Here is a 20,896-nt window from a genome sequence, read left to right as displayed (position 1 = left end):
GTAACGGCGTCCGGTAACGGCGCCCGCCAATCCAGCCCATTCGCCCTGCAGGGCATGCGATGGTAAAATAGCCGGTTAATCAAATACGCTTTTTGGGGTCATACAGTGCTATCCACAGCCAACATCACGATGCAATTCGGCGCCAAGCCGCTCTTCGAGAACATTTCCGTGCGCTTCGGCGACGGCAACCGCTACGGCCTGATCGGCGCCAACGGCTGCGGCAAGTCGACGTTCATGAAAATTCTGGGCGGCGACCTCGAGCCGTCCGCCGGTAACGTCAGCCTGGATCCGGGCGAGCGCCTGGGTAAGTTGCGCCAGGACCAGTTCGCCTACGAAGACACGCGCGTGCTCGACGTCGTCATGATGGGCCACACCGAGCTGTGGAACGCGATCGCCGAACGCGATGCGATCTACGCCAACCTCGAAGCCACCGACGACGACTACATGAAAGCCGCCGAGCTCGAAGGCAAGGTCGCCGAGTACGACGGCTACTCGGCCGAAGCGCGCGCCGGCGAGCTGCTGCTGGGCCTGGGCATCGGCACCGAGCTGCACCAGGGCCCGATGAGCGCCGTGGCGCCGGGTTGGAAGCTGCGCGTGCTGCTGGCGCAGGCGCTGTTCTCGAATCCGGACATCCTGCTGCTCGACGAGCCGACCAACAACCTGGACATCAATACGATCCGCTGGCTGGAAGACATGCTCAATGAGCGTAATTCTACGATGATCATCATTTCGCACGATCGCCACTTCCTGAACCAGGTCTGCACACACGTGGCCGACATGGATTACGGCACGCTGAAGGTGTATCCGGGTAACTACGACGAATACATGCTGGCCTCGACGCAGGCGCGCAACCAGCAACTGTCGAACAATGCCAAGGCCAAGGAGAAGGTCGCGGAACTGCAGGATTTTGTCCGCCGCTTCTCGGCCAACAAGTCCAAGGCACGCCAGGCCACGTCGCGCGCCAAGCAGATTGACAAGATCAAGATCGAAGAGTTCAAGCCATCCTCGCGCGCCTATCCGTTCGTGCGCTTCGAAGGCGAGAAAAAGCTGCACCGCCTGGCAGTGGAAGCCGAGAACATCTCGAAAGCCTACGATCGTCAGCTGTTCAAGAATTTCTCGATCATGGTCGAGGCCGGCGAGCGCATCGCGATCATCGGCGCCAACGGTGCCGGCAAGACCACGCTGCTGCGCACGATTGGCGGCGAGCTGTGCGGTCTACAGCCGGATGGTGGCCGCGTCAAGTGGGCCGAGAACGCGAATCCCGGCTACATGCCGCAGGATCCGACCGAAGAATTCGCTGTGGGCGACAACCTGACCGACTGGATGGGCCAGTGGACGCAAGAAGGTGACGACGACCAGGCCGTGCGTTCGATCCTGGGTCGCCTGCTGTTTGGCGGCGACGAAGTCAAGAAGTCGGTCAACGTGCTGTCCGGTGGTGAGAAGGGCCGCATGATGTACGGCAAGCTGATGCTGGGCCGTCACAATGTGCTGCTGCTCGATGAGCCGACCAACCACATGGACATGGAGTCGATCGAGTCGCTGAACATCGCGCTGGACAAATATGCCGGCACCCTGATCTTCGTCTCGCACGACCGCGAGTTCGTCTCGTCGCTGGCCACGCGCGTGCTGGAAATCCGTGAAAACGAGATCGTCGATTTCCGTGGCAACTACGAGGAATACCTGGCGAGCCAGGGCATCGACGCGTAATGTAGTAGTGGCAGGGGTGGCGGGTTTGCCACGCCCCCTGCCAAGGAGACCGAGAAGAGTATGGACACCGTACCGATCAAAACGTATGAATACGACCGGCCCCAGGCCGGTCTGGCCTGCACCGCCGAGGCCTGGGCGCGCATTCCCAGCGCGCCCGAACTGGCCGAGCGCGACGCGCTCAAGGACAAGATCCGGCGCCTGCTGAAAGAAAAGGGCGCAGTGCTCGTCGCCCACTATTACGTGGACGCCGACCTGCAAGACCTGGCCGAAGAAACCGGCGGCTGCGTATCGGACTCGCTCGAGATGGCGCGCTTCGGCCGTGATCACGCCGCCCAGACGCTCGTTGTCGCCGGCGTGCGCTTCATGGGCGAGACGGCCAAGATCCTCAGCCCTGAAAAAACCATCCTGATGCCCGACCTCGATGCGACCTGTTCGCTCGATCTCGGCTGCCCGGCCGACGAGTTCGCAGCATTCTGCGACCAGCATCCCGACCGCACCGTCGTTGTCTACGCCAACACCAGCGCCGCAGTCAAAGCGCGGGCTGACTGGATGGTGACGTCGTCCATCGGCCTGGACATCGTGGCCGAGCTGCACGCGCAGGGCAAGAAGATCCTGTGGGCGCCCGACCGCCACCTGGGCTCGTACATCCAGACCAAGACTGGCGCCGACATGCTGCTGTGGCAGGGCTCGTGCCTGGTGCACGACGAGTTCAAGGGCATCGAACTCGACCTGCTCAAGGCCGAGTACCCGCTGGCCAAGGTGCTCGTGCACCCCGAGTCGCCGGCGAACGTCGTGGCGCAGGCCGACGTGGTCGGCTCGACCACGCAGCTGATCAACGCTGCGCAGACGCTGGACGCTACCCACTTCATCGTCGCCACCGACAACGGCATTCTGCACAAGATGAAGATGGCCGCGCCTGGCAAGACCTTCATCGAAGCGCCGACCGCCGGTAACAGCGCGACCTGCAAGAGCTGCGCGCATTGCCCGTGGATGGCGATGAATGGCCTGCGCAATCTGGCCGACGTGCTCGAATCGGGCGCCAATCAAGTGCATGTCGACCCTGCCGTCGGCCTGCAAGCCAAACGGGCCATCGACCGCATGCTCGACTTTGCTGCGGCCAAGCGCGCCAAGGCGTTGCCAACCGGCACGCTCGAACAGAATGCCCCCATGTTTTCCGGAGTCGGCCCCGCATGACCAGTCTGCACAATCCCCACGCCCAGTTTGACGACAAACTGCAGGCGGCGTTCGAACAGAATATCCTTGCTGCACTGCTGGAAGACATCGGCAGCGGCGACCTGACCGGCAAGCTGGTGCCAAACGACACCCGCGTTACGGCGCGCGTGATCGTGCGCGAGGCAGCCGTGCTGTGCGGCGCGCCGTGGTTCGAAGGCGTCATGCTCGCGGTCGACCAGGACACCGACATCGCGTGGCAGTTTGCCGAAGGCGACCTGATGCCGGCCAACAGCACCGTCTGCACCATCACGGCGAACCCGCGCGCGCTGCTCACAGCCGAGCGCGCCGCGCTGAATTTCCTGCAGCTGCTGTCCGGCGTGGCCACTGCCACCCGGCGCTACGTCGACGTCATCGCGGGCACCAGCGCGGCGATCCTCGATACGCGCAAGACGTTGCCGGGCCTGCGCCAGGCGCAGAAGTACGCGGTGCGGGTTGGTGGGGGCAAGAACCAGCGCATGGCGCTGTATGACGGCATCCTGATCAAGGAAAACCATATTGCCGCTGCCGGGGGCGTCACGCCCGCGCTGGCGGCGGCCGCCAGCCTGAGCGCTGGCGCGCCGGTACAGATCGAAGTCGAAACCATCGCCCAGCTCGAAGAAGCGCTGGCGGCCGGCGTCAAGTCGGTATTGCTCGACAACTTCGATCTGATCATGATGCGCGACGCGGTGCAGGTCAATGCCGGCCGCGCGCTGCTGGAAGCATCGGGTGGCATCAACCTGGACACCGTGCGGGCGATCGCCGAAACGGGTGTGGACCGCATTTCCATCGGCAGCCTGACCAAGGACGTGCACGCCACCGATTACTCGCTGCGTATCGTCTGATCGCACCGCTCAACTCGCAGACCACACCATGTCAATCACCACCAAACTGAAACGTTCGCTTGTATTCCGCCTGTTCTGGCTCGGCTTCGGCCTGCTGCTGGGTGTGCCCCAGTTGATGGACGGGATTCTCTACAATATGAAGGGCGAACTGTTCTTCGGCATCGGCATGCTGCTGGTCGGTATTCGCGGCTTCCTGCGCCCGGTCGTGCTGAGCCGGGCGATGGCGATGCAAAGGGATGCTGCGGCGTCCGATGCGTCGATCGGCTCGCCAGTGTTGCACGGCGTGCTGTCGATCGCGATGGCCGCGGCTTTGATCACCGGTTTGGTGATCAAGTTCAGCAATAATTAAGCCTTGCCGAGCAAGCTGGCCACGAGCGGCAAGACCCGCTCGGCGGACGCTTCAATCTTCAGCGTGAGCATGTCGTCGGCACGCGTACGGCCCAGGTTCAACGCCGCAATCGGCTTGCCCGCCGCCTCGGCCAGCCGACAGAAGCGAAACCCCGAATACACCATCAGCGACGAGCCGACCACGAGCAGTGCATCGGCCGCTTCCATCCGCGCCAGCGCGGCTGCCGTGCGCGCCGCCGGCACATTGTCGCCAAAGAACACGACGTCGGGCATCAGCATGCCGCCACAGTGCACGCACGCGGGCGCCGTGAACCCCGTCACGGCATCCGGATCGATCTCGGCGTCGCCATCGGGCAGCGGCTGTGCGAGCACCTGGCCCAGGCCTGGATTGTCTGCCTCGAGCTGCACCTGCAGCGCAGCGCGCGTGAACGTCGCTTCGCAACCGAGGCACGTCACGTGGTGGATATTGCCATGCAATTCCAGCACATCGCGACTGCCCGCCTGCGTATGCAGGCCATCGACATTTTGCGTGAGAATGGAGCCGAACCGGTTGTCCGCACCAAGCGCGGCGAGCGCGCGATGGCCGGCATTCGGCGCGGCGCCGGACATCATCCGCCAGCCCACCATGCTGCGCGCCCAATAGCGGCGCTGGATTGCCGGATCGCGCCGGAATTCCGGCCCCTGGATCGGCAAGCGGCCACGCCGCACACCATCCCGGTCGCGGTAATCGGGAATGCCGGACGCGGTCGACAGGCCGGCGCCGGTCAGCACCAACGCACGGGGGTACTGTTCGAGAAACGCCGCCAGCTGCGTGGCCGCGTGGTTTTCGCCAAGTAAGTTGCCAAGTTCGTCGTTCATGGATGGAATCGTACCACCGCTCTGCATTTATCGCGCCGACACGACAATCCCGCCGACGATCAGGCCGAACGCGGCCACGTGGTACAGCTGCGGCAGTTCGCCCAGGAAAGCGGCCGACAGTAGCGCCGTAAACAGCGGCGTCAGATTGATGAAGAACGCACTGATCCCGGGCCCTGCGCGCTGCACGCCCGCGCCCCAGCAGCGCATGGCGATGATCGCCGGCCCGATCGCCAGGTATAGCAGAGCGCCGGCGAGGGGCCAGCTCCAGACGATCTGGGGCGTGCTCAGCGCCCACTCGCCGCCGGCCAGCGCGGCCGACCACAGCACGCCATACGCAACCTGGGCCAGCAGGAACGCGGCCCAGTCCGCACGCAGCGCCGGCACATCGTTCTTCTGCAGCAGTGACCAGCTGTAGAACGACCAGACGATGGTCGCCACGATCATGATCAGGTCGCCCGCCACCAGGCGCAGCGCGGCCAGTTCGGCCAGGCTGCCCCGGCACATGACGACCAGTACGCCGGCAATCGACAGCACGGCGCCGCCGATCTGGCGGCCCTTGACCGGCACGTTGTAGAACAGCCGGCCAACCAGCAGCATCCAGACCGGGACGCCGGACGCAACGAGCGTCACGTTCAGCGGCGACGAGGTTGTAAGTGCCAGGTATTGCATCGAGTTGTACAGGCCGATGCCCAGGAGGCCGAGCAGGGCGTAGCGGCGCCAGTTGCGCAGTACGCCGCTGCCAGGGCGCAGCGCGGCACGGCCGAGGAAGAGCAGGATCACGAGGGCGATCGACCAGCGCAGCAGGTTGAGCGTCATCGGCGGCATGGCGTCGCGCACGAGGCGGCCGATGATGGCATTGCCCGCCCACAGTACGGGCGGGATGCTCAGCAGCAAGACGGTGGTAAGTGAGAGCCGCTGCCGTTCCATGCTAACGCCGGCGCGGCGTGAGCACGCTCGGGAGTGCTTTTGGTAAGGTGTCCGGGAAGTCGCGCGAGTAGTGCAGGCCGCGGCTTTCATGGCGCGACATGGCGCTTTTGACGATCAGGTGCGCCACTTCGACCAGGTTGCGCAGCTCGAGCAGATCGGGCGTGATGCGGAAGTTGCGGTAGTACTCGTCGATCTCTTCCTTGAGCAGCTTGATCCGGTGCAGCGCGCGTTCAAGCCGCTTGGTCGTGCGCACGATACCGACGTAATTCCACATGAAGCGGCGCAGCTCGTCCCAGTTGTGGGCGATCACCACTTCTTCGTCAGCGTTCGTCACGCGGCTCGCGTCCCAGTCCGGCAGCGCAGGGTTGGCAATCGCCGGACTCGCAGCGATCTGCTGCGCACAGGCGCGCCCGACGACGACGCATTCGAGAAGCGAATTACTCGCCAGCCGGTTGGCCCCATGCAGGCCGGTGCATGCGACTTCGCCCACCGCATACAGGCCGGGAATATCGGTGCGTCCGGCCAGGTCGGTGACCACGCCACCGCAGGTAAAGTGCACGGCCGGCACGACGGGGATCGGCTCCCGCGTGATGTCGATGCCCAGTTCGAGGCAGCGCGCATAGATGGTCGGGAAGTGCTCCATCAAAAATTCGGGCGGCTGGTGGCTGATGTCGAGGTTGACGTAATCCAGGCCCCGCTTCTTCATCTCGAAGTCGATCGCGCGTGCGACGACGTCGCGTGGCGCCAGTTCGCCACGCTCGTCATGCGCCGGCATGAAGCGCTCGCCGGCCTGTGCGCCCGCTTCCGGCGGCAGCTTGAGCAGGCCGCCTTCGCCGCGGATCGCCTCGGTGATCAGGAACGACTTCGCATATGGGTGGTACAGGCAGGTCGGGTGGAACTGGATGAACTCCATGTTCGATACCCGGCAACCGGCGCGCCAGGCCATCGCGATGCCGTCGCCGGTGGCGGTGTCCGGATTCGTCGTATACAGATAGACCTTGCCGGCGCCGCCCGTGGCCAGCACCGTGTGTTCCGCCTCGAAGGTCAGCACATCGCCGCTGTTCACATCCTGCACGTGCAGGCCATAGCAGCGGGGCTGACTGCCATGCGCCACCTTGGGCCGCAGCTTGTCTGACGTGATGACGTCGATCGCGACATGGTGCTCGAACAGCGAGATATTCGGGTGCGCGCGTACCTTCTGTTCCAGCGTGACCTGCACGGCGTACCCGGTGGCGTCAGCCGCATGGATGATCCGGCGCTGGCCATGACCGCCTTCGCGGGTCAGGTGAAAGCCCATTTCGGCGGTCGCGTCGCGCGTGAACGGCACGCCCTGGTCGATCAGCCATTCGATCGCTTCGCGCCCGTGTTCAACGATGTAGCGGGTGGCGGTTTCGTCGCACAGGCCTGCGCCGGCAACCAGTGTGTCGGCCACGTGCTGGTCGTGGCTGTCGCCTGAATCGAGCACGGCGGCAATACCACCCTGGGCCCAGGCGCTGGCGCCGTCGAGCAGGGTGCGCTTGGAGATGATGGCAACCTTGCGGGTCTGGGCCAGGTGCAGGGCTACCGACAGGCCGGCCAGGCCGCTGCCGACGATCGCGACGTCGAATTTCATGGGATGGTTGAAATGTTTACAGAGGCAATACTATAAGCGATTTGCCACCGGCTGCGGGACAGCCTGACCAGGCCAAAGTCATCCGTAACGGGTTGCAAATGTACGCCCGCGCACCGAACGGCGGCGTCCGGCACGCTACGATGGCTTATTACTCACCCAATCAAGGATTCACCATGACCGCAGATCGCACCCACGTAGCAGCCCTCGAAGATCGTATCGGTTCCCTGCGCTTTGCCATGTTCACGTTCCGTGACGAGCACGACCACCTGGCCAGCCAGCCAATGACCAAGCAGGACGTCGATGCCGAAGGCGGCATCTGGTTCTTCGTGCATTCGGCCACCGCCCTGTGGGACAGCATCGCGCATCAGCCTGAAGTGAACATCAGTTTCTCGGATATCGATGACAGCACGTATGTTTCGGTCAGCGGCACGGCCGAGCGCATCGTCGACCGCGACAAGATTCGCAGCATGTGGAACCCGATGGTACAAGCGTGGTTCCCGGCCGGCCCGGAAGACCAGCACGCCGTGCTCGTGCGCGTTGTGCCGCACGCAGCTGAATACTGGGACTCGAACGACAGCAAGATGGTGCGCCTGTTCGCGGTCGCCAAGGCAGCCGTGACCGGCAAGCAGCCGGATCTGGATTCGGAGCACGGCACCATCAAGCTGTAAGCATTCTTCTGCACTAACTTGCGGCGGGGCATGAGAGTGGCGTAGAGTAGCCGCTCTCATTCAGAGGACACTCTTCATGTTCCCAGCCTGGCCCCGCTGCATCCGATGATATCTCCCCTCGAACTGGCCGCGAACCTCTTCACGGCTGTCGCCATCTTTTTAGCAGGCCGCAACAACGTCCACACCTGGTGGACAGGGATTGTTGGCTGCACCCTGTTCGGCGTGCTCTTCATGCAGACGCAGCTGTATGCCGACGTCGTGCTGCAAGCCTTCTTTGTCTTGACGGGTGTGCTGGGGTGGTGGCGCTGGTTGCGTGGCAAGGACGGTGCACCGCTGCCGATTACCCATGCGGGCTGGCGCACGATGGCATGGATGGTGCCGGTCGGGCTCATCGCCACTGGCGCGTATGGCGCTGCACTTCACTTCTATACTAACGCTTACGCGCCGTTCATCGATTCGGCTGTGCTCGTGTTTTCCGTCATCGCGCAGTTACTGATGATGGGGCGGCGCATCGAGAGCTGGCCGGTGTGGCTGTTGGTGAACACCGTTGCGGTGCCGCTGTATTTCAGCCGTGGCCTGTACCTGACGGCGTTCCTGTACATGTGCTTCTGGGTGAATGCGATCGTGTCGTGGATCTGGTGGCGCAAATTGGCGCAGCAAGAGCAAGTCGCGGCGCAAGCCTCAAGGGGTGCGTAAGCTGCTGCAGGAAGCCCGCCGTGAAGCTTTTGTGCTCGCGTGACCTGCGTTAATCACTGGACAGGCGAACCTCGAAACTCCAGAGGCGGGCAACCCACGCATCAGCGCGTGAATGGCGGCAGATCACCTGCGTTTTGATTGCCACCCGTTTCCGGGGCGCCCATGCCCGTTACTTTCGGGCCAGCCTGGCCTGGCCGTGTATCCTGCGCACCTGGATTGGCATGCGTTGCTGCCGTATCGAGCGGCACCGTGCTTGGCGCTTCCGGCTGCGGCGCGGCGCTGCCGTCGGTGATGGAAGGCTCATTGCCTTCGGTGCCGTCGGGCGCATTCACATACGGCCCGGATTGATTGCGGGTCAGCCCCGGGCCGCCATTGCCGCCGGTTTCCGTCTGCGACTCGTGCGATGGCGTCGCGCCCTGCTGGCCGCTCGTCTGGCCGCCGATACCAACGGTGGCGTCGTCCTGGGTTGCAGTCGTCGATGCGGGTGCGTTGCTGTTCATGGTAGTCCCCTTCGTGAAATGGATAAACCATTGTCCGGCAGGGCAGGGCGGACACGTATCGGCGCGCAGGGCATGGCGCTGTAGGACGAGAGCGCCCTTCACAGGTAATTCAGCGAAAATTTGGCGCATCAGCCCTTACGGAGCCTGGTGGCACGATGCTATACTGTATATCCATACAGTTATCTTCCTTCGCGCTCATGCCTGTGTTTGTACCGATCAATCTCGACCCATTGCCACCAGCCGACCCTGATCGGGCGGCCGCCAGCCGGCTCGGTGCGGGCAGCTTTTCCAGCATGTACGATGAGCCGGTCACCTCCGCCACGAGCGACGCCGAACTGGCGCGCGAATACATCTCCCATGGCGAGCTCAGTCCCAAGTCGATTGCCAATCTGCAGAAGGAGCTGTATCGGTTCCTGACCTGGTGCCGCGAAGAAGCGGGCAAGACATTCCAGCAGCTGAACGTCGGCGACCTGAATCTTTACAAGGAATTCATCCGGCAGCCGCCGCCCGCTTGGATCAGCACCACCAAATGGCCACGCAACGATCCGCGTTATCGTCCGTTCACCGGGCCCCTGTCCGATACCAGCCGCCGCCAGGCGATGATTGCCATCAAGGGCGTTCTGACGTTTGCCGAGCAAACCGGTTACCTGCGTCGTAATCCTGCGCGGCTCGTGCGCAATGTCCGCGCTGCACATTCCAGCCGCATCACCCGCTACCTGAGTCCAGCGGCGATTGCCTATGCACTGGCCGCAGCCGAAGCACGATCTGGCGACACCGAAGCGACGGCGCGCCAGCGCGCGCGTGATCGCTTCCTGCTGATCGCGTTCGCCCAGACCGGCGCACGCCTGAACGAAATCGTCGGTGCGACGATGGGCGCCGTCTACAGCGAGGGCGACGGGCGCTGGTGGCTCGACGTGCTGGGCAAGGGCAACAAGCCGCGCCGGCTGCCGGCGCCGCCAGCCACCATCGGTGCCTATCGCGACTACCGGCGTGCGTTCGGTCTGCTGGAGCAGACGAGCAGGGGCGATCGCATGCCTCTGGTGCTGTCGAGCCGTACGAAGGAGTACGTAGCAATCACAGATGAGGCCGCATCCGAAGCACTCAAGGCGATTTTCCAGCTTGCAGCGGATGATGCGGCGGCGAAAGGGGATGGGGATAGTGCATCGATGCTGAGGCTGGCGTCACCGCACTGGTTGCGCCACAGCATGCTGACCAACCATGCCAATAGCGGGGTGCAGCTTAAGACGCTGCAAGATACGGCGGGTCACGCGAATATCGCGACAACGGCAGCCTATTTGCACAAGACCGACCACGAGCGGCATGACGAGATTCTTCGTTCGAACGGTGACCGAGGTATCAACTAAAACGATCGAGAAGACGATGTCTTCCCGTTTAAAATGTAACTAACCAACATATAGAATAAAACTAAACAGAAATTCTAAAGCTAACTACTTCGGATACAACACCAAACCTCAAACAAGTCTACAGAAAAGGGGGTGGCTCTGATTCAACGGTGGTCACCAGAGATCGGCAGGGGAGGCGTTGCCACTTCTCCTGCGCGATGACCGATTCCTTATACCGGGATGGACGACGTACCGCCTTCCGCACTGCCGTAATTCTGTAACTCGTCGAGTGTCAGACGACGTTCGTTCAGCGCCGTGACGATGGCGTCGAGCTGTTCATCGTCGGGTTGGATATAGACGATTCGCTGTTCAAGCAGGTTATCCCAATACGGCGTGTAGGGAACGGCGGTCTCGGTCATGACCTCGGCAGCGAAGGTGCCATCGTGCATTTCGCCGACGAGCGTGATGCGGGTTGTTGCAGGGACAGTATTCTGGACGGTGATGTTCATGGTGTGCCTTTGAGTGATCAGTAAGTGTTATCGCATTGTCACGCAGTCATCGGTTACGTGCAAATCATCGGATGCGTGCCGTGCGCAGCTGTGAGGGATTGCTGCAGCCTGAAACGGATGGGACGTGTGGATGCAGGCGGGCACACGGAAATCAGCGAGAGCAGGGGAGCATATCGTCGTTGGATTTTCTTGCGTGTTCAGCGCCCGCTGCAAGTAACCGGTTCCTGAGCGGCGTTGTATCTATCGGATCTTCAACCCAACACAACTCGGAACATGGATTGTCTACTCGACGGCACGGCACGCAATCATGCTGCTCCTGCCGCCGTTACCATCGTCGTAGCGTAAGCGATGGCATCCTCGAGACGGTCATTCCCCCAGAACATCTCGTCGCCAACGAAAAACATGGGCGCGCCAAAGATACCGCGGGCCTGGGCATCGGCTGTGCGCGCACGCAGCGCGGCCTTGCACGCATCCGTTTTGGCTGCCGCGATAATCTCTGCACTGTCAGCGCCAAGTCCGTCGAGAATCCCGGCCAGCACCGCCTCGTCGCCGATTTCGCGGTCGTCCGCGAAATTGGCCAGCATGACCTGTTCACAGAAACCTTCAAGCCAGGGCGTGCCTTCGCCCTGTAGTGCGATACGCGTGGCAAACAGCGCATTACGGGGAAATAGGGAAGGGCGTTGCCAGCGCAAGCCGTATTTGACGCACTGGCGGCGCATGTCACGCCATACGTAATCGCCTTTCAGCGTCTGCAGCACGAATGGCGACGTCTCCCACCCGAGCGACTTGAAGATCGGGCCGAGCATGAACGGCTTCAGCTCCACACGCAGGTTGGCAGCGGCCGCTGCGCGCCGTATCCGCATCATGCTCAGGTAACTGTAATTGCTGCCGAAATCGAACCAGAATTCGATGATGTTCATTGAGCGTGGATCCTGTCATTCGACGATGAGGAGGCAACGGATCTCGATACCCTCAAGGGGAGGAGCTTCAGGTGATCGTTCCGAGCGGTGTGCGCGCCAGCGGCTGCGGTTGGCGAACGGGTGTCAGGCAGGCGACCAGGAAGCCGGCGCCGGCCAGGGCCCAGATGACGGCACTGATGAGTTCAAAAGTAGTGCGCAGCTGCGGGTGATTGATCGCCAGCGGCACGATCACTGCAGCACGCAACAGGCAGACGCCGGCCATGCCGGCCAGCATGAGTCGGGGTAGCGGTAGGCGCGGCAAGCGTCCCAACGCGGAGAAGGCGTAGGCCGCGCACACCGCCATGAGTAGTCCGATAATGCTGGTGCTCAATGGTGCCAGCCAGGTTCCGGCGCGCGATGATGCCACGACCTGCTGCGGTGCATTGAAGAATATAAACCAGCCGGTTCCGCCAGCAATTGCAGCGAAGTGGATGAGGGCGCCGATAGCGCTTGTGATGCCAGCAAAATAGACAAGTGGGATGGCCAGTTTTTTCATCTGCGACTTTCAGCGAGGTGAGAGAAGATGATGGTGGTGGCAAGGTGCAGCCACGACGTGTAAGACATCGAGAGGCGTGAGAATGACTCAGCCTGCACTAATCTCAATCGACATTAGGGAATATATTGTCGAGTTAGGTTTCGAAGCAGGTGTATCTCCTTGTCCCCTGTGTTTGATAAGGGTAGAGTCCCAGCATGATCAAATATACGTTGCTTAATGAAAATTGAACATGTTTCTGCTGGTGCCAACCCCAATTCGCAACATAACGATGACCACATCGCAGTGTTCACATGCGCCGGCGTGAACGACATTGTCGTTATTGACGGTGGCTCATCCGTGGCGGAACGGGACTACATCGACGAAGTACGCGGCGATGTAGCATGGTTCGTCCATGTATTTACCGATTCACTTCAAAAAATGCTGATACCAGGGCGCGATCAGGCTGATTGCGTCAGAATGGCGATCGCCGATGTCCGAGCGCAGTTTATGCATCTGACAGCCGGTCACGACGTTCCAGTGCATGCGTGGCCAATTGCAGCAATGACCTGGTTGAGGATTTCGCATCACGACGAGGCTGCACACGGGACGCTGTACTGCCTTGGCGACTGCAAGACGCTGCTGTACACGACCAGCGGGCCTTGTATCGACCTGGATCCATTCGTGAATCCACAGGAAGCTGTTCTGCAGGATGTGATTGCCAGATTGACGGCCGACGGTATCGGGGATCCGGCAAGTCGACGCGAACAGATGCTGCCGATGCTACGAGCCCGCCGCGAATCACAAAACCTGGCGCCAGCGCCCGGTGTCCTGTGTCTTGATCCGAATGGGCCGTTCCAGGCGCGTCGACACAGCGTCGACCTCGCGCACGACGCCAGCGTTCTGGTGATGACCGATGGCTTCTATCGACTGGTCGATCTCTACGACTTGTACACTGACGCGGCGCTAGTGGAAGCGTGCATCACCCACGGGCTCAAGGCGCAACTCGACAAGTTGCGGAACTACGAAGCAACGGGTGCACAAACTGCGGCACGCGCAGTGAAGGCCGCAGATGATGCCTCTGCAGCGATCTGGACTACGTAGTAGATCGCATCGAGAGGGAGGCATGCCTGCTGTTCGGCTTCCAATCTGCTATCCACACAAATAGCGCATTTAACATAATATAGATTATGCGCTGTTTAGTATTGACGGCTGCTCGACTCGTCAGCAGCCTGGACCTATTTCCATCGGATGCAGTTCGATGAGGTGCTGCTTTTCAAGCAATACGACTCGGCCACCGATATGCCATGCCATACGCCCCACGCGGCATTCATCCATCCGGTCACGCCGACCGATACGCCTCCCCATGAGAGTATCGAGATCCGTTGCCTCCTCATCTTCCACTGACAGGATCCACGCTAAATGAACATCATCGAATTCCGGTTCGATTTCGGCAGCAACTACAGTTATCTGAGCATGATGCGGATACGGCGCGCAGCGGCCGCTGCCAACCTGCGTGTTGAGCTCAAGCCGTTCATGCTCGGCCCGATCTTCAAGTCGCTCGGGTGGGAGACGTCGCCATTCGTGCTGCAGACCCTGAAAGGCGATTACGTATGGCGTGACATGCGCCGCCAGTGTGTCAAATACGGCTTGCGCTGGCAACGCCCTTCCGCATTTCCCCGTAATGCGCTGCTTGCCGCGCGTATCGCACTACAGGGCGAAGGCACGTCCTGGCTTGAAGGTTTCTGTGAACAGGTCATGCTGGCCAATTTCGCGGACGACCGCGAAATCGGCGACGAGGCGGTGCTGGCCGGGATTCTCGACGGACTTGGCGCTGACAGTGCAGAGATCATCGCGGCAGCTAAAACGGATGCATGCAAGGCCGCGCTGCGTGCGCGCACAGCCGATGCCCAGGCCCGCGGCATCTTTGGCGCGCCCATGTTTTTCGTTGGCGACGAGATGTTCTGGGGAGATGACCATCTGGAGGATGCGATTGCTTACGCTACGACAACGGTAACGCCGGCGGCTGAATGATTGAGTGCCGTTGCGTCAAGAAGAGAATATATGTTTCAAGGCAACTCTCTTCGCTTGAGCAATCCCTTAAACAGAAGCCGTGCTCTCGTTCGTCACGATTTGTATCGTTCCCGTGAGCGTCTTATGCACCGGACATTTGTTGGCAATGTCGTTAAGGCGCGCCCTTTCATCGCTGCTCAGTTCGCCGACATAATGGATATTCCGGGTAAATGAATAGAAACCGTCCTGCTGACCGTGGCTGATGTGCACGTTCACATCGTCAAGCTTGTATCCCTTGCGCCGCGCATACATCGTTACTGTCAGCGCGGTACATGCCCCTAATGCTGCCGCCAGCAGGTCGTGAGGCTCGGGGCCGGTTGCATCGCCTCCCGCCTCAACCGACGCGTCCGCCGTCAGGCGATGCGATCCAACCTCGATAATCTGTTGCAGCTTGCCTTCGCCGTGATGAGTGACGATCTCCATTTGATATCTCCTTGTTTGTTGTGACGTTTCATTCGCGAGCGCAGGACGCCATGCGTGCAAGAACTGCGGCTGCCATCCTTCAGCGGTTCTGATAGCCGCCGTAAACAGCCACCGGACTCCAGGCGGGCGAGACCGGAGGCAGTTGCGGATTCATTGGCGAATAGGGGCCGGCGCCGTAGACCACCCTGCCGTTCACCACAGTCAACAGGCTCTCCAGGCGCTTGATGCCTTCCGCCTCCATCGTGAAGTAGTCCTGGGGCAGGACCACGAAGTCGGCGTACTGGCCGCGCCGGATCGTTCCCTTGAGCTTCTCTTCGCCGCTCATCCAGGCCGAACCCGTGGTCATCAACCTCAGGGCCTGATAGCGGCTTGGTACATCCCTCGCCTGCCAGGTCGACATGCCGCCAGCGGTCTTGCCAGTGGCGGCCCAGTACAGCGACGGCCAGGGGTTATAGCTCGACACCCGGGTGCCGTCGGTGCCCAGGCCGACCGGGATCTTCATGTCCAGCATCTTGCGAATCGGCGGCATCTGGCGCGCCTGCGCACCATAGCGCTTCCAGTAGGTTTCGCCCTGAAAGTGCATGCGGTCCTGGACCGCGATGCCCCCGCCCAGCTTCTTGATCCGCGCCAGCTGGGCGTCGGTGACGGTCTCCGCGTGGTCGACAATGAAGCGTAGCCCGTTCAGCGGTGTTCTTGCGTTCACCTTTTCGATCATCGCCAGGTCGCGGTCGATGCTTTCACCGTACGTGGCGTGCAGCCGGAACGGCCAGCGCTTCTGCACCAGCAGGCCGACCACCTGCTCCAATTCGTCCTCCATGTGGGTCGGCAGGTCGGGACGTGGTTCAAGGAAGTTTTCGAAGTCGGCCGCGCTGGCAACCAGGTTCTCGCCCGCACCTTCCGCCGAAAAGCCATTCGGATAAAACATGTGGTCGTTCTTCTTTGGATGGGTCATGCCAATCCAGCGCTGGAAGTCTTCCAGCTCCTTGCCAGGACGCTGGGCGAACAGGTAGTAGGCGGTGCGCACGGTGAGCTTGCCCTCGCGCGCCAGCCCGATCGTCACGCCGTAGTCGTCCGGGTAGTTCTGGAAGCCCCCGCCGGCGTCGATAACGCTGGTCACGCCCAGCCTGTTGAGTTCGCGGTAGTAGTGCAGCGTGGAATTGCCCTGGTCATCGCGGCTGAGCTTGTTGGTCTTGGCCAGCGTCGAGTACAGGATCAGCGCATTCGGCTTGGCGATCAGGCGCCCGGTCGGCTTGCCGTTGGCGTCCAGCTCCACCACGCCATCCTTGTACTTCGTCTCGCTGGTATAGCCAAGCGTCTCGATGCCTTTCTTGTTCAGGAAGCCCAAGCCGTACAGGTAGAGAACGAAGACCGGCCGATCGGGCACGGCCGCATTGATCTCCTCCAGCGTCGGCAAACGCTTTTCCTCGAACTGGTACTCATTCCACCCACCCACCACCTTCACCCATTCGCCTTCCGGCGTGCGTGCAGCTTGCTCCCTGAGCAGCTCGAGCGCGCGCTTGAGCGAGGAGACGCCGTCCCAGCGCAGCTCCATGTTGTAGTTCAGGCCTTCGCGGATCACATGGGTGTGCGAATCGTTCAGGCCGGGAATCACGGTGCGCCCGCCGGTGTCGATGACCCGGGTGGTGGCGGTCTTGTGCTTCAGCACAGCGGCATTGCTGCCGGTGGCCAGCACCTTGCCGTCCTTGACCGCGACGGCCTGAACGAACTCGCCATCGCGGACCATGGTGGCAATCTTGCCGTTGGTGAGGATCAGGTCGGCCTGGGCCTGGGCCGCCGACGCGGCCAACAGGCCGGACGCCAGCAACGCCGCATGGACGCCGGTACGAAGGGATGCAATGGTGTGGTTCATGGCGCTTCTTTCGTTGGTATCAAGCGAGATGCATGCTTTCCTCACGATAGCAGCGGATCGCCTGGCCGGCCCCTGCCATTTTGCCGGGGCGGACGGCAACCCAGTCGTCCCTTTGGGCGCCTGCGTCCTATAAAAACACACGGTCATAGAACTATCGTATGAATGATATGTCAACGCAAGCGGCCATAATCAATCGGCAGCGACCTTCCGCGCCCCGCTCAGGCCGCACACACGATGAAAGCACGTCCCATCCCATGAACCAGGTCCCACACACTGCCCTGTCAGTCCGGCCCCTGCGTGATCCACACCCACATGCGGCGTCACCTCGCGCAAGCGCGGCCAGCCGCAAGCCCGATGCAGCCTGGCAGCTGGCGGCCATGGTCACGCCGGTCACGGCCAGCCTGGAACAGGCGGCCTGCGAACTTGCCTGCATCTGCGAAGATGACGCAGCGCCGGCCAGCGCTGCGCTCTGCCTTGCCAGTACCGGGTTTGCGGCAGGCATGCACTTGCCGGAACTGGCGCGCCGCGTGGCCCAGGCCCGGTGCCGGCCCGCTGGCGCGGAGGACCGCGCGGAGCTGGCCGGACGCGCCGCGCTGCTGGATATCCTGCTGGCCGGCGACGAAGCGGTGGCATCTTCCGCGCCCGATGGCGCAGTGCTCGAACATCGCTTCGGACACTGGCTCACCGTCCTGCAAAAAGCCTGGTATGCGGGTGCGCAAGCCCAAGCCATGAACGCCATCGACCGAGCCCGCGCGTTTGCCGGTGCACTGCAGTCTCCCGCAGAGCGCATGAGTTTCCACCTGTTCGCTGCGCTGGCCATGTCGCGCAGCATGGACGCTGGCGCCGACTGCAAGCCGGACATCCATTGTGCAGAGCTGCGCCGCATGGCCCGGCTGCACCCGGCCAACGCCGCCAGCTTTTCCCTGCTGGCCGATGCAGCGCACGCCCGGCACAACGGCGACTTCCTGGCAGCGTTGCGTGGTTATGAGGCAGCGGCCGACGCTGCGACCGGCCAGGGGCGGCATTGGATGGCTGCCCTGGCCTGGGAAGAAGCGGCTCACCTGGCCCAGGCTTGCGGCCTGGGCTCGGTCACCGGCCACTTCCGGCAGGCCGCGCTTATCAGCTACGGCCACTGGGGAGCCCACGGCCGGCGTGCCTGCCTGCGGTCACGGTGGGGCCTGGTGGAGTCCGGACACGCGGGCGAATCGCCCAGCTTGCCGGCGGAGGCGCATGCGCTGCAAGCGGCTGGCCTCGGTGAACTCGGCTTGTCGATCGCGCACGAGGTCAACCAGCCGCTGGCGGCAATTTCGCTGCACGCTGCAGCGGCCAGGAAATGGCTGCGCAAGGCTGAGCCGGACATTGAACGCGCCCTCTCGTCGATCGCCCTGATCAGCGACGCCGGACGGCACGCCGGCGAGATCGTGCGCAGCATGCAACGGCTCGCGGCGCACCGAAATAACGACATGGGCCAGGTGAAGGTCGACCAGACCGCGCGCGATGTCCTCCAGCGCCTGCAGCGCCGCCTGCGCAAGGAAGGAATCGACGTGAAGGCAGCGCTGGGCCTGAGCGAGACGACGATCCACGCCAATGCCACCCAGCTTCAGCAGGTCATGACCAACCTGCTCGTGAACGCCATCGAGGCGTTGACCGGTTCCGGCGCACCGGCCGGACCGAAATGCATCAGCATCGCCACACGCCCGCATGGCGGCCACGAGGTGGAAGTGCGCATCAGCGACAACGGCCCGGGCGTCCCCCTGCACCACCGCGAGCGCGTCTTCGGCAGTCTGTTCAGCACCAAGCCCGGCAGTACCGGCCTGGGACTGGCGATCTGCCTGGCCATCGTGCGCGCGCACGGGGGGCGGATCGCCTATGAGCCGGGGCAGCCCCGGGGTGCCTGTTTCCGCTTTATTGTTCCCGTGCACCCAGGCCGGCTTGACCTGGTCTGAAAGCCGCGCCAGACTGTTATTCGTTTTACAGCCTGCCGACATCGACATGGACACATGAACCATCCCGACCAGCCGATCCGCGTGATGATCGCCGACGACCATCCCATGATGCGAGATGGGATTGCCGCAACCCTGCGCGCCCAGGGCGGCATGGACATCGTCGGCTTGGCCAGCAATGGGGCCGAAGCCATCGCCCAGTTTGCTCGCCACCGGCCGGACGTGACGCTGATGGACCTCCAGATGCCGGTCAAGGATGGGCTCGAGGCGATTGTGGCGATCCGCGCCATGCATCCCGATGCCCGCATCATCGTGCTGACGACCTTCAGTGGTGATGCACGCGTGATTGCCGCACTGAAGGCGGGTGCCACCGGTTATCTGTTAAAGGACGTGACCGCGGCCGAACTCGCTCATACCGTGCGCCACGTCTACCAGGGCGCGAGCGTGATCGCCAAGGTGGCCCAGGACGAGGTCGATGGCCACTTCCCTGCCGACAAGCTCTCTGCGCGCGAACTCGAGGTGCTGCGTCTTGCTGCCAACGGCAATTCGAACCGCATGATCGGCGCCATCCTCACCATCAGCGAACCCACCGTCAAGAGCCACATGAGCACCGTGCTCGTCAAGCTGGGCGCGAGCGACCGCACCCACGCGGTGACCCTCGCCATCAAGCGCGGCTACATCACCCTGTAGCGCCGATCCGCCTAGCGCGCAGTGCGACCCCGTCATTCGGCAGGGTCGCGCTGCGCGGCGCCGCCGTAGGATAGACGTGACGGACCATGCCGCCATGGTCCGCCGCTCTTCATCACCACGGCATCGATCGACCATGAAAACACGACTTCTCCATGCAGGCATACTCGCCATGCTTCCCTTTTGCCTCGGCTCGGCCGCCCGGGCCCAGTCCGACACGGCCCAGATGTACGGGCGTCTCAATCTGGGCCTGGAATCTGCGCAAGCCAGCGGACAAGCCGGCCGTTCGGCCCCTGCCGCATCGCGCCTGACGCGGCTGGCGAACTACCGCTCGGTGATCGGGCTGCGCGGCGACGCCCCGCTCGGCGACGCCCTGCATCTGATCTGGCAGGTCGAGGGTGCGGTTGCGCCCGACAGCGGCGCTGGCGCCCTCGCCTCGCGCAACACCCGGGTCGGCCTCGCAGGCCGCTGGGGTACCCTGTTTGCCGGCAACTGGACCACGCCCTACAATGCCTCGACGGCCGATCTCGATCCCTTCTACGTGACGACGGCGGGCTACATGAGCATCATGGGCAACGGCGCTGCGCCCAGCAGCGACAACCTTTCCGATATCAGCTCCTTCGATCGGCGCCAGCAGAACAGCCTGCATTACTGGACGCCGGCCTGGCGGGGCCTGTCGCTACGCCTGGCCCACGGCTTCAGTGAGGAGCGCCCCGTCGGCGGCGCCCGCCCGGCGCTGGACTCGGCAGCCCTGCTGCTGGAGCGCGGACGGCTGTACGTGGCACTGGCGCATGAACGCCATCGCGACTACCACGGGCCGGGCCGCGACGACCGTGGCACCAGGCTGGCGCTGGCCTATCGCGTAGGCCCGACGCGCCTGGCGCTGGTCGGCGAGCGCCTGGATTACCGCACCGGCAGCGGTGCGCTGCGACGCGACGCCTGGTACGTGTCCGCGACCCGGCAGATTGGCCAGCATGCCCTGAGCCTGGGCGTGGCAAAAGCGCAGGACGGCCAGGGAACCGCGAGGCAGCGGATCGGCTTCATCAGCGCAGGACCTGACACCGGCGCGGTCCACGCCACCCTCGGCTATGAGCTGGCCCTGTCGCGTCGGACCACCTTGTTCGCATTCCACACGCGTCTGCACAACGACGATCGCGGGGCCGTCGACTTCGCCATCAACGGACTGGATCCGGTCGCCGGCGCCCACCTGCGCGGCACCGCGCTCGGCATCAGGCACGCGTTCTAAG

Annotated in this window: 22 protein-coding genes; 13 read left to right on the top strand and 9 right to left on the bottom strand. The window is 62.9% G+C overall.

What is annotated here, in order from left to right; genetic code table 11:
• Positions 1-105 precede the first annotated feature (105 nt).
• From AC56LY_RS08420 to AC56LY_RS08405, 4 genes are read left to right on the top strand one after another with little or no spacing between them, the layout of a single operon-like run.
• A complete protein-coding gene (locus tag AC56LY_RS08420) occupies positions 106-1,707 on the top strand; it encodes an ABC-F family ATPase (RefSeq protein ID WP_183552413.1) in 1,602 nt (533 codons plus the stop codon).
• A 60-nt stretch (positions 1,708-1,767) separates the two neighbouring features.
• Positions 1,768-2,901 (top strand): quinolinate synthase NadA, encoded by a 1,134-nt coding sequence (nadA, locus tag AC56LY_RS08415; protein WP_499578292.1) that lies wholly within the window; start codon positions 1,768-1,770, stop codon positions 2,899-2,901.
• Entirely contained in the window at positions 2,898-3,761 is an 864-nt protein-coding gene (nadC, locus tag AC56LY_RS08410) for a carboxylating nicotinate-nucleotide diphosphorylase (RefSeq protein WP_499578290.1), read from the top strand. Before nadA ends, nadC begins: the two co-directional genes overlap by 4 nt.
• Before the next feature lie 28 nt (positions 3,762-3,789).
• Positions 3,790-4,110 (top strand): hypothetical protein, encoded by a 321-nt coding sequence (locus AC56LY_RS08405; protein ID WP_183552409.1) that lies wholly within the window; start codon positions 3,790-3,792, stop codon positions 4,108-4,110.
• Here AC56LY_RS08405 and AC56LY_RS08400 read toward each other — a convergent pair.
• Genes AC56LY_RS08400 through nadB form a run of 3 tightly spaced genes read right to left on the bottom strand, consistent with a single transcriptional unit; the run spans position 4,107 to position 7,506 of the window.
• Positions 4,107-4,967 (bottom strand): NAD-dependent protein deacetylase, encoded by an 861-nt coding sequence (locus AC56LY_RS08400; protein ID WP_499578288.1) that lies wholly within the window; start codon positions 4,965-4,967, stop codon positions 4,107-4,109. The genes AC56LY_RS08405 and AC56LY_RS08400 overlap by 4 nt on opposite strands.
• Positions 4,968-4,994: 27 nt before the next feature.
• Positions 4,995-5,894, bottom strand: a complete 900-nt coding sequence (locus tag AC56LY_RS08395) for a DMT family transporter (RefSeq protein WP_499578286.1) — start codon at positions 5,892-5,894, stop codon at positions 4,995-4,997.
• A 1-nt stretch (position 5,895) separates the two neighbouring features.
• Complete coding sequence (gene nadB / locus AC56LY_RS08390) at positions 5,896-7,506, bottom strand: L-aspartate oxidase (protein ID WP_499578284.1); 1,611 nt, start codon at positions 7,504-7,506, stop codon at positions 5,896-5,898.
• 173 nt (positions 7,507-7,679) lie between these two features.
• Here nadB and AC56LY_RS08385 point away from each other — a divergent pair, with 173 nt between their 5' ends.
• The gene (locus AC56LY_RS08385) at positions 7,680-8,174 is read left to right on the top strand and encodes a pyridoxamine 5'-phosphate oxidase family protein (RefSeq protein ID WP_499453850.1); all 495 of its coding nucleotides are present in this window, start codon (positions 7,680-7,682) and stop codon (positions 8,172-8,174) included.
• 105 nt (positions 8,175-8,279) lie between these two features.
• Positions 8,280-8,870 carry a nicotinamide riboside transporter PnuC gene (pnuC, locus tag AC56LY_RS08380; RefSeq protein ID WP_499578282.1) on the top strand — a complete coding sequence of 197 codons (591 nt, stop codon included), beginning with the start codon at positions 8,280-8,282 and terminating at the stop codon, positions 8,868-8,870.
• A gap of 101 nt (positions 8,871-8,971) precedes the next feature.
• Here pnuC and AC56LY_RS08375 read toward each other — a convergent pair whose 3' ends face one another.
• Positions 8,972-9,370: a hypothetical protein gene (locus tag AC56LY_RS08375; protein WP_499578280.1), complete on the bottom strand. Its 399-nt coding sequence runs from the start codon at positions 9,368-9,370 to the stop codon at positions 8,972-8,974.
• Positions 9,371-9,567: 197 nt separating this feature from the next.
• Here AC56LY_RS08375 and AC56LY_RS08370 point away from each other — a divergent pair, with 197 nt between their 5' ends.
• Entirely contained in the window at positions 9,568-10,734 is a 1,167-nt protein-coding gene (locus AC56LY_RS08370) for a tyrosine-type recombinase/integrase (protein ID WP_499578278.1), read from the top strand.
• Between the two features lie 209 nt (positions 10,735-10,943).
• Here AC56LY_RS08370 and AC56LY_RS08365 read toward each other — a convergent pair whose 3' ends face one another.
• The 3 genes from AC56LY_RS08365 to AC56LY_RS08355 all read right to left on the bottom strand — a co-directional run bounded on the left by AC56LY_RS08365 (position 10,944) and on the right by AC56LY_RS08355 (position 12,677).
• Positions 10,944-11,222 carry a hypothetical protein gene (locus AC56LY_RS08365; protein ID WP_499578276.1) on the bottom strand — a complete coding sequence of 93 codons (279 nt, stop codon included), beginning with the start codon at positions 11,220-11,222 and terminating at the stop codon, positions 10,944-10,946.
• A gap of 305 nt (positions 11,223-11,527) precedes the next feature.
• On the bottom strand, positions 11,528-12,142 hold the full coding sequence (locus AC56LY_RS08360) for a 2-hydroxychromene-2-carboxylate isomerase (RefSeq protein WP_499578274.1): 615 nt from the start codon (positions 12,140-12,142) through the stop codon (positions 11,528-11,530).
• A 67-nt stretch (positions 12,143-12,209) separates the two neighbouring features.
• Positions 12,210-12,677, bottom strand: coding sequence for a hypothetical protein (locus AC56LY_RS08355; protein WP_499578273.1), 468 nt, complete (start codon positions 12,675-12,677; stop codon positions 12,210-12,212).
• A 216-nt stretch (positions 12,678-12,893) separates the two neighbouring features.
• On the opposite strand from AC56LY_RS08355, the gene AC56LY_RS08350 reads away from it, so the two are divergent.
• The 3 genes from AC56LY_RS08350 (at position 12,894) to AC56LY_RS08340 (ending at position 14,687) form a co-directional block, all read left to right on the top strand.
• Positions 12,894-13,757 (top strand): hypothetical protein, encoded by an 864-nt coding sequence (locus tag AC56LY_RS08350; protein ID WP_499578271.1) that lies wholly within the window; start codon positions 12,894-12,896, stop codon positions 13,755-13,757.
• A gap of 108 nt (positions 13,758-13,865) precedes the next feature.
• Positions 13,866-14,060: a hypothetical protein gene (locus tag AC56LY_RS08345; protein ID WP_499581994.1), complete on the top strand. Its 195-nt coding sequence runs from the start codon at positions 13,866-13,868 to the stop codon at positions 14,058-14,060.
• 15 nt (positions 14,061-14,075) lie between these two features.
• A complete protein-coding gene (locus AC56LY_RS08340) occupies positions 14,076-14,687 on the top strand; it encodes a 2-hydroxychromene-2-carboxylate isomerase (RefSeq protein ID WP_499578269.1) in 612 nt (203 codons plus the stop codon).
• 66 nt (positions 14,688-14,753) lie between these two features.
• On the opposite strand, the gene AC56LY_RS08335 is transcribed toward AC56LY_RS08340, so the two are convergent.
• Together AC56LY_RS08335 and AC56LY_RS08330 are read right to left on the bottom strand one after the other, a co-directional pair.
• Positions 14,754-15,149 (bottom strand): OsmC family protein, encoded by a 396-nt coding sequence (locus tag AC56LY_RS08335; protein WP_499578268.1) that lies wholly within the window; start codon positions 15,147-15,149, stop codon positions 14,754-14,756.
• Positions 15,150-15,228: 79 nt separating this feature from the next.
• A complete protein-coding gene (locus tag AC56LY_RS08330; protein ID WP_499578266.1) occupies positions 15,229-17,019 on the bottom strand; it encodes an amidohydrolase in 1,791 nt (596 codons plus the stop codon).
• Between the two features lie 254 nt (positions 17,020-17,273).
• On the opposite strand from AC56LY_RS08330, the gene AC56LY_RS08325 reads away from it, so the two are divergent.
• From AC56LY_RS08325 to AC56LY_RS08315, 3 genes are all read left to right on the top strand, one after another.
• Positions 17,274-18,965 carry an ATP-binding protein gene (locus tag AC56LY_RS08325; protein WP_499578264.1) on the top strand — a complete coding sequence of 564 codons (1,692 nt, stop codon included), beginning with the start codon at positions 17,274-17,276 and terminating at the stop codon, positions 18,963-18,965.
• A gap of 54 nt (positions 18,966-19,019) precedes the next feature.
• Positions 19,020-19,652 carry a response regulator transcription factor gene (locus tag AC56LY_RS08320; protein ID WP_499578262.1) on the top strand — a complete coding sequence of 211 codons (633 nt, stop codon included), beginning with the start codon at positions 19,020-19,022 and terminating at the stop codon, positions 19,650-19,652.
• A gap of 133 nt (positions 19,653-19,785) precedes the next feature.
• Positions 19,786-20,895 carry a porin gene (locus AC56LY_RS08315; RefSeq protein ID WP_499578260.1) on the top strand — a complete coding sequence of 370 codons (1,110 nt, stop codon included), beginning with the start codon at positions 19,786-19,788 and terminating at the stop codon, positions 20,893-20,895.
• Position 20,896 lies beyond the last annotated feature (1 nt).

The organism is Telluria sp. ZT3P25, from assembly GCF_059685895.1.
Note: the sequence above shows the minus strand (reverse complement) of the source record. Positions and strands in the feature narration are given on the sequence as shown.

What these genes read in the sequence shown, in the direction of transcription:
- nadA (WP_499578292.1), top strand. Translation starts at nt 1,768, where the DNA reads ATGGACACCGTACCGATCAAAACGTATGAATACGACCGGCCCCAGGCC.
- nadC (WP_499578290.1), top strand. Translation starts at nt 2,898, where the DNA reads ATGACCAGTCTGCACAATCCCCACGCCCAGTTTGACGACAAACTGCAG.
- AC56LY_RS08405 (WP_183552409.1), top strand. Translation starts at nt 3,790, where the DNA reads ATGTCAATCACCACCAAACTGAAACGTTCGCTTGTATTCCGCCTGTTC.
- AC56LY_RS08400 (WP_499578288.1), bottom strand. Translation starts at nt 4,967, where the DNA reads ATGAACGACGAACTTGGCAACTTACTTGGCGAAAACCACGCGGCCACG.
- AC56LY_RS08395 (WP_499578286.1), bottom strand. Translation starts at nt 5,894, where the DNA reads ATGGAACGGCAGCGGCTCTCACTTACCACCGTCTTGCTGCTGAGCATC.
- nadB (WP_499578284.1), bottom strand. Translation starts at nt 7,506, where the DNA reads ATGAAATTCGACGTCGCGATCGTCGGCAGCGGCCTGGCCGGCCTGTCG.
- AC56LY_RS08385 (WP_499453850.1), top strand. Translation starts at nt 7,680, where the DNA reads ATGACCGCAGATCGCACCCACGTAGCAGCCCTCGAAGATCGTATCGGT.
- pnuC (WP_499578282.1), top strand. Translation starts at nt 8,280, where the DNA reads ATGATATCTCCCCTCGAACTGGCCGCGAACCTCTTCACGGCTGTCGCC.
- AC56LY_RS08375 (WP_499578280.1), bottom strand. Translation starts at nt 9,370, where the DNA reads ATGAACAGCAACGCACCCGCATCGACGACTGCAACCCAGGACGACGCC.
- AC56LY_RS08370 (WP_499578278.1), top strand. Translation starts at nt 9,568, where the DNA reads ATGCCTGTGTTTGTACCGATCAATCTCGACCCATTGCCACCAGCCGAC.
- AC56LY_RS08365 (WP_499578276.1), bottom strand. Translation starts at nt 11,222, where the DNA reads ATGAACATCACCGTCCAGAATACTGTCCCTGCAACAACCCGCATCACG.
- AC56LY_RS08360 (WP_499578274.1), bottom strand. Translation starts at nt 12,142, where the DNA reads ATGAACATCATCGAATTCTGGTTCGATTTCGGCAGCAATTACAGTTAC.
- AC56LY_RS08355 (WP_499578273.1), bottom strand. Translation starts at nt 12,677, where the DNA reads ATGAAAAAACTGGCCATCCCACTTGTCTATTTTGCTGGCATCACAAGC.
- AC56LY_RS08350 (WP_499578271.1), top strand. Translation starts at nt 12,894, where the DNA reads ATGAAAATTGAACATGTTTCTGCTGGTGCCAACCCCAATTCGCAACAT.
- AC56LY_RS08340 (WP_499578269.1), top strand. Translation starts at nt 14,076, where the DNA reads ATGAACATCATCGAATTCCGGTTCGATTTCGGCAGCAACTACAGTTAT.
- AC56LY_RS08335 (WP_499578268.1), bottom strand. Translation starts at nt 15,149, where the DNA reads ATGGAGATCGTCACTCATCACGGCGAAGGCAAGCTGCAACAGATTATC.
- AC56LY_RS08330 (WP_499578266.1), bottom strand. Translation starts at nt 17,019, where the DNA reads ATGAACCACACCATTGCATCCCTTCGTACCGGCGTCCATGCGGCGTTG.
- AC56LY_RS08325 (WP_499578264.1), top strand. Translation starts at nt 17,274, where the DNA reads ATGAACCAGGTCCCACACACTGCCCTGTCAGTCCGGCCCCTGCGTGAT.
- AC56LY_RS08320 (WP_499578262.1), top strand. Translation starts at nt 19,020, where the DNA reads ATGAACCATCCCGACCAGCCGATCCGCGTGATGATCGCCGACGACCAT.
- AC56LY_RS08315 (WP_499578260.1), top strand. Translation starts at nt 19,786, where the DNA reads ATGAAAACACGACTTCTCCATGCAGGCATACTCGCCATGCTTCCCTTT.